The sequence below is a fragment of the Pantoea dispersa genome (assembly GCF_035783935.1).
Taxonomy (GTDB): Bacteria; Pseudomonadota; Gammaproteobacteria; order Enterobacterales; family Enterobacteriaceae; genus Pantoea; species Pantoea dispersa_C.
The window spans coordinates 597,710-612,392 of sequence record NZ_JALKOV010000001.1 but is presented as its reverse complement, the minus strand read 5'-3'; the positions used below and the strand labels follow the sequence as shown (position 1 = coordinate 612,392).

Sequence of the window (14,683 nt, the reverse complement as noted above, 5' to 3'; positions counted from 1 at the left end):
GCTGATATACTGTATGCACAACCAGTAAGCGGAGCGTTCTTTGGTCAGACGAGCAAAAAGCCATCGCCTCGAATTTGATGCGGCGGCTATCTATCAATATCCCGAACATCTGCGTCAGTGGCTGGAAGGCTTGCCTAACCAGCCGGGCGTTTATACGTTTCATGGCGATAACGACAACCTGCCGCTGTATATCGGCAAAAGCATCAACCTGCGCAGCCGGGTGATGGCGCATTTTCGCACCGCGGACGAAGCCAGCATGCTGCGCCAGGCGCGACGCGTCAGCTGGATCCCGACTGCCGGGGACGTCGGCGCGCAGCTGCTTGAAGCGCAGATGATCAAAACCCAGCAGCCGCTGTTTAACAAGCGCCTGCGCAAAAACCGTCAGCTCTGCTCACTGCAGCTCGGCGACGGCGCACCGCAGGTGGTTTACGCGCGCGATCTCGATTTCTCCACCTCGCCAGACCTGTACGGATTGTTCCGCAGCCGCTTTGCCGCGTTAGAAAAACTGAAAAGCCTCGCTGATGAGCTGCGCCTGTGTCACGGCCTGCTCGGGCTGGAGCGTCTGCAGCCGGGACGCGGCTGCTTTCGCGCGGCGCTGAAGCGCTGTGCCGGTGCCTGCTGTGGGGCGGAACCGCTGGCGGCGCATCAGCAGCGCCTGCTGGCCGGACTGGAGCAGCTGCGCGTGGTGTGCTGGCCGTGGCAGGGCCCGGTTGGCATGGTGGAGCGCGGTACGGAGATGACGCAGATCCACGTCATCGACCACTGGTTCTGGCTGGGATCGGTCAGCAGTGAGCAGGAAGCGCGCCAGCTGCAGCGTGCGCGTCACGGCTTCGACCATGACGGCTACAAAATCCTCTGCCGCCCGCTGCTGTCCGGCGTTTATCCGCTGATAGAGCTGTAACGCAAAACCGCCGACGCTGCCCAAAGCAGCATGTGCCATGGACAACGTCGGCGGTCTCAAACCGGTAAGCTAAACGGCTTATTCACCTTCAGCCGGCGGTGGCGGCATTTTACCGTCGTGCGGGCCTTTTTCTGTCAGACGTTTCTCAAAGTTAGCGTTGTACTGCTTCTTCTGCTCCGGCGTCAGCACGTTATAGATCTTGTTCTGGGTTTCCAGCATCTTCAGCGCATGCTCTTTCGCATTGGCGCTCATTTTGTCTGCCTGCGCTTCCGCTTTGGCCCGGTCAAAGCTATCGGATGCGATGATGCTGTGGTTAGCACGACGCTCTTCCAGAGATGGACGCTTCATGTCTTTGTGGCTGTCACGCAGGATATCGCGAATCTGGGTTTTCTGCGCGTCAGTCAGATTGAGGTCTTTGAACATCATGTCCATGCCGTGATGGCGCATCGGCTTGTGCATCGGTTTTTCGCTGCCCGCTGGCGGCGGTGTCAGGTTGTCAGCCGCAGCATGGACGATATTGGCTGCGCCGAAAGCCATTGCGGTAGCCAGAAAGAGGGAGGTCAGTTTACGCATAATATTGTCCTTACTTTTCAGTTTAATGACGACAGCCTGTGTCGCGTCTTCGGAAACAAGCATACGACGCTGAACGTCAACTACTCAGAGGCTGAGTAAAGCCCTGCAAGCATAAAAGACAGATATCGGGCAATCATGGAGAGATTGCGAAGAAATGCGTGAGGAATTGCAAAAGAGTATGACGATCAAGGGGAAAGCGCAGGAATTAAGGAGGAGTGTAATGGCTTTGTCGGTTTTGCGGAAGGAAAAATGCCATCAGGATAGGCACTTTTTGTTCTCTACCGGATCCTCTCCCTGCAGCGGGAGAGGATTCCGTTCAGGAGAAGCATCAGGCTTACAGTTCCAGCGCCTGAGTCTGCTCACTCTCCTCCACCAGCATCAGTCCGGCGCGCAGGCCCGGTGCCACATTCGGATTGGGGAACAGCACGTATTCGCGCGCCTGCTGCACGTAATAGCGTCTGTCGCCCTCTTCTGCCAGTAGCGTGCCCTGCGGAAAGGCGGTGAAGTTAAGGGTTTCCGGTCCCATGTGCAGAACAAACTGCTCGCCGTGGCGGGTGATCTGCTGTGCCACGCGATAGTGCCGCGGCGTTTCGCGTACTGCCGGCAGCGCCTCACCATACAGCAGTGCCGCCAGCGCGCGCTGCACGCCGCTGAACTGGGTGAGATCGTTCTCGCCAAACGGCAGCGCTTTGCCCAGCTCCAGCGTGCAGCTGGCCGCTGCATGATGCTCACAGCTGTAGTGAGTGAAAGTGCCGCCGGGCGCACGGTGGAACACCAGCGCCTCCAGCTCGGCCGCTGCCAGCCAGTGTAAAAAATCCGCTGGCCACGGCTGGCTGTTAAGCGGCATCACGCCAAAGCGCGCATGCCAGGAACCGCGAATCGCGGTGTGCAAATCAAGATGCCAGCGAATTTCATGATCGAGGCATTCCCGCCAGAAGTTCTCCAGCGCCTGCTCCAGTTGTAGCGCGCGCTGCGCCTCCGGCACATCAGCCACCTGCTGCCAGCGGCCACCAAACAGCCGGTTGATATCATAATGCTGGTAGCGTTTACCGCTGCGCAGCGCCGACGGGTTACCCAGAATCACCAGCAAGCGCACCGCCAGCGGTTTTTCCCCCTGCAGCAGCGGCGTCAGCAGCAGATTGAGAATCTCCACCGGCGCGGTTTCACTGCCGTGAATCCCGGCGGAAAGCACCAGCGCCTGCTGCGTGGGCGTATGCGGTGTCAGGGACAGGATGCCCTCATCGTGCCACTGCCAGTGCAGATGGGCGTTACTGCCCTGCCGCTGCGCGGGCGGCCTGCCTGACAGGGTTTGCTGTAAAAAGTCCTGCATGTTTACTCCTTTCTGACACAGGGGCACACATTTGCCCCCGGCGTTAACGCTGAAACGCGTAGACACTGCCTAAGTCTAGCAGCTGTGTCAGCTCATCCAGCGCGCTCCGCCCTTCGCTCAGCAGCTGCGGATCGGCGAGATCGGCCTGCGTCAGGCGATCGCGATAGTGACGGTCCACCCAGTCATTCAGACGTGCAAACAGGCGATCGTTCATCAGCACGGCTGGATTGACCGCCTGGCGCTCCGCCTCGGTTAACACCACGCGCAGGCGCAGACAAGCCGGTCCGCCGCCGTTGCACATGCTCTCGCGCAGATCAAACACCTGCAGCTCACGAATCGGGCCGCCGCTCTCTACCAGCTCGCTCAGGTAGCGCCACACGCCGGGATGCTGGCGCGACTCTTCCGGCAGCACCAGCCGCATGCCGCCGTCCGGATGCTGCAGCAGCTGACTGTTGAACAGATAGGTATTCACCGCATCGGTCACCGACACGCGATCGCGCGGCACCACAATCGGCTGGAAGCCCGGCACCTGCGCCGCCAGTTGTTGCAGCAGCTGCGGCTGATCGACAAACGCCTCTTCGTGACAGAAAAACACCTGCTGATTGCTGACCGCAATCACGTCGTTGTGGAACACGCCCTGATCGATCACCGCCGGATTTTGCTGCGCGAACAGCGTGCGCGCGCTGTCGAGCTGATGCAATCTCGCCACCGCCGCGCTGGCTTCACGCGTCTGACGCGCCGGATAGCGCGCCGGTGCGCTGCCCGCCGGCTGGCCGTCGCGGCCGTAAACAAACAGCTGCACGCCGGGCGCGCCATAATCAGCGCCGAAGCGGTTATGGTTGGCCGCGCCTTCGTCACCGAACAGCGCCACCTGCGGCAGCGCGTCGTGCACGCTGAAGTGGCGGCCATCGCGGAAGATGGCGCGCAGCAGGTCAGCAGTTTCCGGCGCTTCGATCGCCCTGTGAAACTTATTGTTGAGGTTGGCAACGGTCAAATGCACTTTGCCATCGGCGCTGTCGGCAGAGGGCGAAACCGTGGCCGCATTGGCCACCCACATCGCCGACGCCGAACTGGCCGCTGACAGCAGTTGCGGTGCCTGCTGCGCCGCTTTGGCCAGCACCTGCGCATCGCTGCCGCTGAATCCCAGCTGGCGCAGCAGCGGCAGGTTGGGCCGCTCGTGCGGGGGAATCACGCCCTGGACATAGCCCATGTCGGCCAGCGCCTTCATTTTCAGCAGCCCCTGTTTGGCCGCCAGACGCGGATTGGAGGGCTGTAGCTGGTTACGCGTGGAGGCTTCGTTGCCAAACGACAGGCCGGCGTAGTGGTGCGTCAGGCCAACCAGACCATCAAAGTTTGCTTCAAACGCCTTCATGACGAAGCTCCTGCGGCAGAGAAATCGAGGCCCGGCGACAGGCTGCCCGGCAGCGCTAAACTGCTGCTCTCCAGCGAGGCCATCGGCCAGGCGCAGTAATCCGCTGCATACCAGGCGCTGGCACGGTGGTTACCGGAGGCGCCCACGCCGCCAAACGGTGCTGAGCTGGCGGCGCCGGTCAGCGGTTTATTCCAGTTCACGATCCCGGCACGCGCTTCCAGCAGCAGCTGATCAAACTGCGCACGCTGCGGTGACACCAGCCCGCACGACAATCCATAGCGCGTGTCATTGGCGAGACCAATTGCCTGCTCATAGTGGTCATAGCGAATCACCTGCAGCAGCGGTCCGAACACCTCTTCGTCAGGCAGCCCGGCGACGCCGGTCATGTCGATGATGCCGGGCGTGATAATCGCGCTGTCGCGATCCGGCCAGCGCATCGCCAGCAGCACCTCGCCACCCAGCTCAACCCGCTGCTGCCAGGCGGCGAAGATCTGCCCGGCGGCGGCCGGAGAAATCACGCTGCCCATAAACGGCTGCGGTTCGGCGTCCCACGCTGCCGGTTTGAGGCGCGCGCTCACCTCGACCAGGCGCTGCAGGAAGGCGTCGCCCGCCGCACCGCGCTTCACCAGCAAGCGACGTGCGCAGGTGCAGCGCTGACCGGCCGTAATAAAGGCCGACTGAATGGCGATGTGCACTGCGCCGTCAATGTCGGCCGGATCCTCCACGATCAGCGCATTATTGCCGCCCATCTCCAGCGCCAGCATCTTCTCCGGCTGCCCGGCGAACTGACGGTGCAGGTGATAGCCGGTGGCCGCGCTGCCGGTAAACAGCAGACCGTCAATCTGCGACGCCTGCGCCAGCGCCTGACCGGTTTCGCGCCCGCCCTGCAACAGCGCCAGCGTGCCCGCCGGCAGGCCCGCTTCCTGCCACAGCTGCACAGTTTTCTCTGCGGTTGCAGGCGTCAGTTCGCTCGGTTTAAACAGAACGCAGTTGCCCGCCAGCAGCGCCGGCACGATATGTCCGTTTGGCAGATGGCCAGGGAAGTTATACGGCCCAAACACCGCCAGCACGCCATGCGGCCGGTGGCGCAGTGAACTCTCGCCCTCCGCCTGCTCGCCGGTGCGGGTGTGATAAGCCTTGATCGAAATGGCCACTTTATTGATCATCGCCTGCACTTCGGTCAGGGTTTCCCAGCGTGGTTTGCCGGTCTCACGCGCGATGATTGCCGCCAGTTCCGCTTTGTCCCGCTCCAGCAGCCGGGCAAAATCCTCCACCCGCGCCTGACGCGCCGCAAACGGCTGACGCGCCCACGCCGGGAACGCGGCACGCGCCGCCTCACAGGCTTCAGCCACCTGCGCCACAGACGCTGCGTTGCCCTGCCATAAAGTCTCGCCACTCACCGGATTACTTTTACTTAAGCTCTCCGCGCCGCCCGCCAGCCATTCACCGTTAATAAACTGCGTCATGCATTATTCTCCTCGCGACCGACGGTAACCACCCGCAGCGTGTCGCCATAGTCGCAGCGCAGCGCCGTGCGCTGCTGCTGATTCATCTGTACCTGACCGGATGCCACATCCACCGGCAGCAGCGCCACACGGAACTGGTGATAGTCACAGTTCGCCACCAGACACAGCGGCCAGCGCGCATCGGCTTCGCCCTCGCTGGCGGTCAGCACTTTGCTCTTGCGGATAGCGCGGATGCGGTCGATCTCGCACTCCAGCGTCGGGCCGCCGTCGAAGATGTCGATATAGTTGAGGTAGCGGAAACCCTCGGCTTCCAGTACCGCGCGCGCCGGCGCGGTTTTCGGGTGCACTTCGCCAATCACCTGCTGTGCCGCTTCCGACAGATAGTGGATATACAGCGGATGCTTGGGCATCAGCTCGGCGATAAACGCTTTCTGGCCGGTGCCGCTGAGAAAATCGGCCTGGCGAAACTCCATCGAGAAGAAACGGCTGCCCACGCTGTCCCAGAACGGTGAATGTCCCTGCTCGTCGCTGACGCCGCGCATCTCGGCTACCACGTGCTTCATAAAGCGTTCGCGGAAGTTCGCCATAAACAGAAAGCGCGACTTGGACAGCAGATGGCCATTTTTCCCGTCGCGGTAGTCAGGATCGAGGAACAGGGTGCACAGCTCGCTGCTGCCGGTGTGATCGTTACTCAGCGACAGCGTCGGCAAACTGGCGTAGACGTTCAGCTCTTTCGAAGCGTGCACCTGGGTGCCGACGCGAAAGTTGTACCAGGGATCCTGCAGGCCCACCGCCACTTCAATGGCACAGATGCCAACGGCGCGATTGTCGCTGCTGTCCGCCAGCACAAACACGTAGCCCTGTTCGGCGCGCGGCAGTGCGTCCTGCCAGGTCTGCAGCGAGCGCTCAATGCGCGCCTTCAGCGTCTCGCTGTCGACGGGCAGCGACGTGAGCCCGCCGCCGGTTTTACCCGCCAGCGCCAGCAGCTGCGGCAGATCGTCACGTTCGACGGGGCGAATCACCATCATGATGTGGCTCCTTTGAGCACGCGTGCGCAGGCGCGTTCAAAGCGTGCCAGCCCCTCTTTCACTTCACCCTCGCTGATATTCAGCGCCGGCGCAAAGCGCACCACGTTCGCACCGGCAATCAGCACCATCACGCCCTCTTCGGCCGCTGTCAGGTTGAACTGTTTGGCCTTACCGGCAAAATCGTCATTCAGCACCGCGCCAATCAGCAGGCCCAGGCCGCGAATCTCTTTAAATACCGGCAGCCGCTGGTTGATCTCCTGCAGCGCCGTGACAAACCACTGATGACGCTCGGCCACGCCAGCCATAAAGTCGGGCTGGTTGATCAGCTCCATCACTTTACCGGCCACCGCACCGGCCAGCGGGTTGCCGCCGTAGGTGGTGCCGTGCGTACCGACGCCCATCACCTGCGCCAGATCTTCGCGCGTCAGCATGGCACCTATCGGGAAGCCGCCACCCAGCGCCTTGGCGGTGCTCAGCACATCAGGCGTCACGCCGTAATGCATATAAGCGTACAGCGAGCCGGTACGACCGACGCCGCTCTGCACTTCATCAAAAATCAGCAGTGCCTGGTGGCGATCGCACAGCTCGCGCAGCCCGCGCAGGAACGCCGGATCCGCCGGCAGTACGCCGCCCTCACCCTGAATCGGCTCGACGATCACCGCGCAGGTCTGGTCATTAATTAAGGCCGCCGCCGAGGCCAGATCGTTAAAGGTGGCATGCTGAATGGCAGGCGGTAACGGGGCGAAATCGCGTGAATAGGCGGGCTGGCCACCGGCCGATACGGTAAACAGCGTGCGACCGTGGAAGGCATTGGTGAAGGCAACGATGCCGTTTTTCTCAGGCCCGACGCGGTCATGCGCCACTTTGCGCGCCAGCTTCAGCGCGGCTTCGTTGGCTTCCGCCCCGGAGTTACAGAAGAACACGCGGTCGGCAAAGGTGGCATCAATCAGCTGCTTCGCCAGGCGCAGAATCGGTTCATTGGTATAGCCGTTACCGGTATGCCACAGTTTGCCGGCCTGTTCGGTCAGCGCCTGCTGCAGCGCGGGATGGGCATGGCCAAGCGCGTTCACCGCGATGCCACCGGCAAAATCGATGTACTCTTTGCCCTGCTGATCCCACAGCGTAGAACCTTCAGCACGCACCGGCACAAAAGCCGCTGGGGCATAAACCGGCATCATCCATTGATCGAAATCGTGACGTGAAACCTGCAGTGACATAGCCATTTCTCCTGCCTCACTTCGGGTGAAGCTTTTGTTTTAAAATTGTTAAAATTTGCTGAGTTGCAGCTCGACTATAGAGTGCAGTTAACGTGCCAGCCAGAGGAAAAAATGCATAAATCAGGTTCGTTAACGAAATATCAATAAGTTACACCCTTTCGCTATGCACATTTAATGCATAAAAAGTGAATAACCATCCGATGACAGCGGCACCGCAGTAATTTGTTTAGCGGATTTATGCATTCGCAAAATGAAATATTGCTTTTGTGATCGCACAGCGGATATTTCGCCAAAATGAGGCGTCTGCTGCGCCATTTTGGGGCGCGCTGCGCTTAGCGGGTGCAAGCAGCACATCATTGTGCGCATTAAATTTGTGCAGTCAGCCCTAAAGGTATTAACAACTAATTAACTCGTTCCGTGCATTATTCGCGCACCGTGTCCGCGCTTAAATAACAGCCTTAACCGGATTATTATTGCTGTTAATAAAACGATACTTCAGGTAAACGCAGATAATTCATTCAGTGATTATCAGTCTGCTTTGATTTATGCGCATTGAACTTTATGACATAGGCTTGTGCTATTTTCAGAAATAAAAGGCTATTTCATTTAAGGTTTTTAAGGATATTAATAGTGATTAAATATCAATAGATTAGATATTTATTGCTGGTAAAGTAGCCAGATTAAAACGATAAGAAAAACCGATTCTCATTTCCGGATAATGGAATGAACGCATAAAAATCGCACAAATAGCCAATCCGAAATTTTCTGTTACAACTATTGCACTACTGATCTTTACCATTTTGTGTCATTTTCTTGTCACCCCACAGGGGGTTAAAAAATTAGAAAATAACACAGGGTAAAAAATTAAATGATGAAGCGCACTTTACTGGCAGCAGTCATGCCACTGCTGCTGGGAGTTTCTGTGGCTCAGGCTGCGGAGATCTATAATAAGGATGGTAACAAGCTGGATTTGGTGGGCAAGATTAATGTGTCGCACCTGTTCTCCCATGACGCCAGCAATGATGGCGACACCTCGTCTTACGCACGCTTCGGTTTCAAGGGCGAAACCAAAATCAACGATCAGCTGACCGGCTACGGTTTCTGGCAATCGCAATTCAGCCTGCGTAACACCGAAGGCGCAGATGCGCAGACCGGTAACAAAACCCGTCTCGGCTATGCCGGCCTGAAAATGGGTCAGTTTGGCTCTGTTGACTACGGCCGTAACTATGGCCTGATTTACGACGTGCTGGGCTATACCGATATGCTGCCTTTCTTCGGCGGTGACTCCGGCTATGTTGATGCTTTCCTGTCCGGTCGCTCCACCGGCGTGCTGACGTGGCGTAACAAAGACTTCTTCGGTCTGGTGAAAGGCTGGAACGTCGCGGCCCAGTACGAAGGGAAAAACGAGCGCAGCGACAGCGCGGCAACACCTAACCTGGCAGTGCGCCGTTCCAACGGTGACGGTTTTGCCGTTTCCACTTCGTATGACACCGACTTTGGCCTGAGCGCGGTGGCCGCCTATGCCAGCCTCGATCGCGTTAGCGCGCAGAACCGTGCCACTTTCGGCCGCGGTGAAAAAGCGGAACACTGGGAAACCGGCCTGAAATATGATGCTAACCAGCTGTATCTGGCCACCATCTACGGCGAATCGCATAACGCTACGCCAGTCGGTAACAACGGTTTCGCCAACAAAGCGGTAAACTTTGAAGCCGTCGCGCAGTATCAGTTCCTCAATGGTTTGCGTCCGTCACTGGGCTACGTGACCTCGAAAGGCAAGGATCTTGAGAACGTTGGCGACGCCTGGCTGTTCAAATACGCGTCCGTCGGTGCCACTTACTACTTCAACAAGAACATGTCAGTGTACAGCGAATACCGCATCAACCTGCTGAAAGATGACAACGCGCTGCGCCTGAAAACCGATGATATTACCGCGGTAGGTCTGGTGTACCAGTTCTGATAGTGATTTACCCTCATCGCATCCCGGCTTGTGTCGGCTGAGGATTCGCCAGGGGCAGCGCAGGCTGCCCTTTTTTCTTGGGTGCCGCGCGGATTACGGTGCCAGCAGGTCGAAGCGGTTTTCGCTCGCCTGATCCAGCATCATCGGCGGTTGCACCTGCAGCGTAATCCAGTTGGACGTCACGCGTTGCTGCTTGCTGTCCTCCAGCGTCACCGACAGACGATAGCTGTTACTGGCCTCAGGCGAGGCATCCCAGGCCGGCATAATAATGCTCCAGCCCTGCGGATCGTCGGGATTCGCCCCGGGCGTCAGGCTCAGCGCCTGCGTATCGCCCTGCCAGCTCACTTTACGGATCGGATTGGCGCTGCGGATCTGCAGTTTCAGCGGCAGGCTCTCACCCGCATTGAGCTGCCACGGCGGCGTGGCGAGGAACACCGACAGGGTTTTACGCTGGCGGAACTCCAGTACCGGCGTATTACTGCGCGTGACCAAATCATAGCGGCTGCCGCGCAGCGAACGCGCGGCGGCGACATTATCCGGATTGAGCTGCTGGCTGAGCGCCACGCCAAAACGGTAGTTGAGGCGTAACCCGAGCTGATCCTGGCTCTCGCCTTCATTACTGGTTTTGTGGCTGGCCGATACCGTGACCAGTGGCACCGGCGTATAGGAAACGCCGAGCGTCAGCGCCGATGGATTGTGATAGCTGTTGCCGGAATTAAACAGATCGACATTGTTGCCGAGATATTGCTGCCAGCTGACCGACACGCCCAGCTGGCGGTAAAACGGCAGATAACCCTGAGTGGTGACATCATACCCGCGCGCCAGCCGCTGCTGCTGGAACGGATTGCGGTTGCGCCAGCCGGACAGCGGCGTGTAGTAGTTGGCGGATAAGCGCAGATAATCGCTCCAGGCTTCGGTGCCCAGCGAGGCGCGCTGCAGTCCGCTGTCAAACAGCCGGTCAACAAAGCCGTTGTAGCCCAGCAGCCAGCCGCCCGCGGTCCAGCGCTGGCCCAGCCCGGCATTGCCCACCATGCCGTCATCGGTCTGGTGCACGCCAAGCTGGCTAAACGTGAGGTAATTGTAGCGATCGGCCCACGGTGTCAGCAGCGAGGCGCCGCTGCCGCTGAAGTTACCGTCCATATCGACGTTAAGATCGATCTGCGCCTGGCCATAAGGCGACAGCAGCGACTGCCCTTCATCCGCCACGCGGGTGGCGACCTCATCGCGAAAATGGTTAAACGCCCAGATACCGGCCTGCTGGCCAAGCGTGGTGTCGCTGTCGCTGTTCTGGCTGGCCTCGCCGATGGTTTTGGCGATGCCCGCCAGCTTTTTGCTGAATGCCGCGGTATCGTCCTGATAGCCCAGTGCCGGTAAGGTTTCGGCGATTTTCTGGAAACGCGCGGGGTCGGCGAACGGCGTCGCGGAAACTTCGGTGTCGTCGGTGAAGGCCTGCGCAGGCGCAACGGCAACAAGAACGGGGGCACCGAGGGCGGTGGCAGCGAAAATTTTGCGGGTCAGAACAAGTGGCAGCATAGCAAAAGAGTATTCGTTTCAGTTTAGAATTTGAGGTAGCTCACAAAACTGTACGACTTTACCTTAACATATCCTCATGCCAACGTAGGACTTGTCTTGCTATGTTTCAGATTTTACGCCGCCAGCGGGCGTAGCAGGAAATCAGGCGGGAAATGTGCCATGCAATACCCTCTCCCGCGCGGGAGAGGGTCGGAATCAGGAGGCACGAGCCCTCCGCTTTAAAAACCTAGACTGTCCAGCAGGTCGTCAACCTGGTCCTGGCTGGAGACGACGCCCGGCGCATTCGCGTGAATCTGCGGACCGTTCAGCAGGCTGTTGCCCTCTTTACGCGCCGCCGCATTGGCTTCCGGCATGTTTTCCAGCAGCACCATCAGCAGCTGACGTTCGATCTCCTGGATCACATCCATCATGCGCTTGATCACCTGACCGGTCAGGTCCTGGAAATCCTGCGCCATCATGATCTCCAGCAGCTGCTTGTTGGTGTACGCAGTGTGAGACGGCACGTCGTCAAGGAACTGGCGCGTATCCGAAACCAACTCGCGTGCATCCGCCAGCTCGATCGGGTTCTCAAACCAGGCATCCCAGCGGCCTTTCAGCTGGCTGGCGCTGGCTTCCATCTGGTCCTGGTGTGGCTGCGCGGCTTCCACACAGTTCAGCGCACGTTCCGCTGCCTGTGCGGTCATCTGCACCACATAATCCAGACGATCGCGCGCGTCCGGAATCGCTTCTGCCGCTTCGGCAATCGCCTGATCCAGCCCCAGTTCGCGCAGGCTGTCACGCAGCATACGCGTCAGTGAGCCAATCCGGGCAATAATGTCGTGTGCCGAGGCTTCGTCAGTTGGTTTCGAAAGGTCGCTCATCACATCTCCTTACATACCCAGTTTTTCGAAGATTTTACCCAGCTTCTCTTCCAGCGTGGCGGCGGTGAAAGGCTTCACCACGTAGCCGCTGGCACCGGCCTGTGCGGCAGCGATGATGTTCTCTTTCTTGGCTTCGGCGGTCACCATCAGCACCGGCAGTTTGCCCAGCGTGGCATCGGCGCGAATGGTCTGCAGCAGTTCCAGGCCGTCCATGTTCGGCATGTTCCAGTCAGAGACGACGAAATCGAAGCCGCCGGCACGCAGTTTGGTCAGGGCATCGACGCCGTCCTCGGCCTCTTCCACGTTATTGAAACCCAGCTCTTTCAGCAGGTTACGCACGATACGACGCATCGTATTGAAGTCGTCCACCACCAAAAAGCGCATATTTTTATCAGCCATATCTACTCCTGTGTTGTCTTGTCCGGCAGGACCGGCTCGTTAAATTCGCAATGCCTGTCCGGCGCTAATTTTTGCCAGCATGTGCTGGCTGATGTGGCCTAAATCGACCACTTCACTGGTGCCGCCCATCGCTATCGCTTCGCGCGGCATACCAAATACCACACAGCTGGCTTCATCCTGGGCGATGGTCCACGCGCCGGCGCGATGCATTTCCAGCATCCCGGCCGCGCCGTCGTTACCCATGCCCGTCAGAATGACGCCCACTGCATTTCGTCCTGCGTTGACCGCAACCGAGCGGAACAGCACGTCCACCGACGGTTTATGGCGGTTGACCGGCGGCCCGTCGTTCAGTTTCACCACGTAGTTGGCACCGCTGCGCGCCAGCTCCATGTGCATCGCACCCGGCGCGATGTAAGCGTGGCCGGGCAGGATACGCTCGCCGTCTTCCGCCTCTTTCACGGTGATCTGGCACAGCTTGTTCAGCCGCTCGGCAAACGAGCGGGTAAAGCCGGGCGGCATGTGCTGGGTGATCAGCAGCGCCGGGCTGGTGGCCGGCAGCGGCTGCAGCACGTGGCGAATCGCTTCGGTACCGCCGGTGGACGAGCCGATGGCGATCAGCTTTTCACTGCTCAGCAGCGGTCCGGCTTTCAGCATCACCGGCTGCGGCGTGGCGGCACGCGCATGCAGTTTGGCGCGCGCGGCGGCGCGGATTTTATCGGCGATCATCTGGCTATAGGCCAGCATGCCTTCGCGGATACCGAGCTGCGGCTTGGTAACGAAATCCACCGCGCCCAACTCCAGCGCGCGCAGCGTCACCTCCGAGCCTTTCCCGGTCAGCGACGACACCATCACCACCGGCATCGGTCGCAGGCGCATCAGTTTTTCAAGGAAGTCGAGGCCATCCATACGCGGCATCTCGACATCCAGCGTCAGCACCTGCGGGTTGTACTGTTTGATCAAATCCCGCGCCACCAGCGGGTCCGGCGCCGTCGCGACCATCTCCATATCGGGATGGCTGTTGATGATCTCCGTCATCAACTGGCGCATCAGCGCGGAGTCATCCACGCACATCACGGTGATTTTGCTCATCGTCTTTCCTTGGTCAGTCCATAGACAGTCTGTCCACGCAGCCAGAACTCTTTACTGATCTGACTGAAGTTTTCCGAATGCCCGGCAAACAGCAGACCGCCCGGCTTCAGCAGGGGTACAAAACGGCGCAGAATTTTTTCCTGCGTCTCTTTATCGAAATAGATCATCACGTTACGACAGAAAATCGCATCGAACGGTCCCGGTAGCGCCCAGTCGTTCGCCAGCAGGTTGAGCTGCGAATAGTTGACCATGTTGGCCAGCTCGCTGCGTACGCGCACCATGCCGGCGTGCGGACCGGTGCCCCGCAGGAAGAAGCGCTGCAGCTGCGACTGCGATAAGGTGCGCAGCTCCTCCTGGCGATACACGCCCGCCACCGCTTTCTCCAGCACCTGGGTATCAATATCGCTGGCGTGGACGGAAAATTTCCCCGGTCCGGTGCCCAGCGTTTCCGCCAGCGTCATGGCAATCGAGTACGGCTCTTCGCCGGTTGAGGCGGCGGTACTCCACACGCTGTAGCTGCCGCTGCGCTGGCGCGCATGCTCTGCGAGGATCGGAAAATGGTGCGCCTCACGGAAAAATGACGTCAGGTTGGTGGTCAGCGCGTTAATAAATGCCTGCCACTCGGCACTGTTCGGGTCCTGCTCCAGCAGCGCCAGGTAGCGACCAAAATCATCAATATTCAGCATGCGCAGACGACGCACTAAACGGTTGTACACCATCTCCCGTTTGTGGTCGGCCAGCACGATGCCCGCACGCTGATAGATCAGCTGGCTGATACGACGAAAATGTGTATCGGAAAGCGGCAGGCGCTGCACCATTTGTGAGAGCAGCGTCGTGGCTTCATTTTGATCCAATAACGTCGATTTCTTCATTTCGGGTCACCCGGCAACAAACTGATTAAATTGTGATACTGCGGTTGCTACTGTGCTGCCAGTGCACACCATTCACACGGGCCGCC

General features: G+C 59.2%; 13 protein-coding genes. 2 read left to right on the top strand and 11 right to left on the bottom strand.

Annotated elements, in window-relative coordinates; translation table 11 throughout:
• The first annotated feature begins 40 nt into the window (after nt 1-40).
• Nucleotides 41-901, top strand: a complete 861-nt coding sequence (gene cho, locus MXF20_RS03040; RefSeq protein ID WP_325967616.1) for an excinuclease Cho — start codon at nt 41-43, stop codon at nt 899-901.
• 78 nt (nt 902-979) lie between these two features.
• Here the strand turns inward: cho and spy are convergent, their stop codons facing one another.
• The 6 genes from spy to MXF20_RS03010 form a co-directional block, all read right to left on the bottom strand.
• On the bottom strand, nt 980-1,474 hold the full coding sequence (gene spy / locus MXF20_RS03035) for an ATP-independent periplasmic protein-refolding chaperone Spy (protein WP_325967615.1): 495 nt from the start codon (nt 1,472-1,474) through the stop codon (nt 980-982).
• 334 nt (nt 1,475-1,808) lie between these two features.
• The gene (gene astE / locus MXF20_RS03030; RefSeq protein ID WP_325967614.1) at nt 1,809-2,804 is read right to left on the bottom strand and encodes a succinylglutamate desuccinylase; all 996 of its coding nucleotides are present in this window, start codon (nt 2,802-2,804) and stop codon (nt 1,809-1,811) included.
• Nucleotides 2,805-2,847: 43 nt separating this feature from the next.
• On the bottom strand, nt 2,848-4,176 hold the full coding sequence (astB, locus tag MXF20_RS03025; RefSeq protein ID WP_325967613.1) for an N-succinylarginine dihydrolase: 1,329 nt from the start codon (nt 4,174-4,176) through the stop codon (nt 2,848-2,850).
• Nucleotides 4,173-5,642, bottom strand: a complete 1,470-nt coding sequence (gene astD / locus MXF20_RS03020) for a succinylglutamate-semialdehyde dehydrogenase (protein WP_325967612.1) — start codon at nt 5,640-5,642, stop codon at nt 4,173-4,175. The genes astB and astD overlap by 4 nt, the downstream gene beginning before the upstream one ends.
• Nucleotides 5,639-6,670: an arginine N-succinyltransferase gene (astA, locus tag MXF20_RS03015; protein ID WP_325967611.1), complete on the bottom strand. Its 1,032-nt coding sequence runs from the start codon at nt 6,668-6,670 to the stop codon at nt 5,639-5,641. Before astA ends, astD begins: the two co-directional genes overlap by 4 nt.
• Nucleotides 6,667-7,887, bottom strand: a complete 1,221-nt coding sequence (locus MXF20_RS03010) for an aspartate aminotransferase family protein (protein WP_325967610.1) — start codon at nt 7,885-7,887, stop codon at nt 6,667-6,669. Before MXF20_RS03010 ends, astA begins: the two co-directional genes overlap by 4 nt.
• Before the next feature lie 868 nt (nt 7,888-8,755).
• On the opposite strand from MXF20_RS03010, the gene MXF20_RS03005 reads away from it, so the two are divergent.
• Entirely contained in the window at nt 8,756-9,844 is a 1,089-nt protein-coding gene (locus tag MXF20_RS03005) for a porin (protein WP_325967609.1), read from the top strand.
• 93 nt (nt 9,845-9,937) lie between these two features.
• On the opposite strand, the gene MXF20_RS03000 is transcribed toward MXF20_RS03005, so the two are convergent.
• From MXF20_RS03000 to cheR, 5 genes are all read right to left on the bottom strand, one after another.
• A complete protein-coding gene (locus tag MXF20_RS03000; RefSeq protein ID WP_325967608.1) occupies nt 9,938-11,377 on the bottom strand; it encodes a YchO/YchP family invasin in 1,440 nt (479 codons plus the stop codon).
• A 218-nt stretch (nt 11,378-11,595) separates the two neighbouring features.
• A complete protein-coding gene (gene cheZ, locus MXF20_RS02995; protein WP_325967607.1) occupies nt 11,596-12,237 on the bottom strand; it encodes a protein phosphatase CheZ in 642 nt (213 codons plus the stop codon).
• Between the two features lie 9 nt (nt 12,238-12,246).
• Nucleotides 12,247-12,636: a chemotaxis response regulator CheY gene (cheY, locus tag MXF20_RS02990; protein ID WP_325967606.1), complete on the bottom strand. Its 390-nt coding sequence runs from the start codon at nt 12,634-12,636 to the stop codon at nt 12,247-12,249.
• A 39-nt stretch (nt 12,637-12,675) separates the two neighbouring features.
• A complete protein-coding gene (locus MXF20_RS02985; RefSeq protein WP_021506273.1) occupies nt 12,676-13,725 on the bottom strand; it encodes a protein-glutamate methylesterase/protein-glutamine glutaminase in 1,050 nt (349 codons plus the stop codon).
• On the bottom strand, nt 13,722-14,597 hold the full coding sequence (cheR, locus tag MXF20_RS02980) for a protein-glutamate O-methyltransferase CheR (RefSeq protein WP_325967605.1): 876 nt from the start codon (nt 14,595-14,597) through the stop codon (nt 13,722-13,724). The genes MXF20_RS02985 and cheR overlap by 4 nt, the downstream gene beginning before the upstream one ends.
• Nucleotides 14,598-14,683 lie beyond the last annotated feature (86 nt).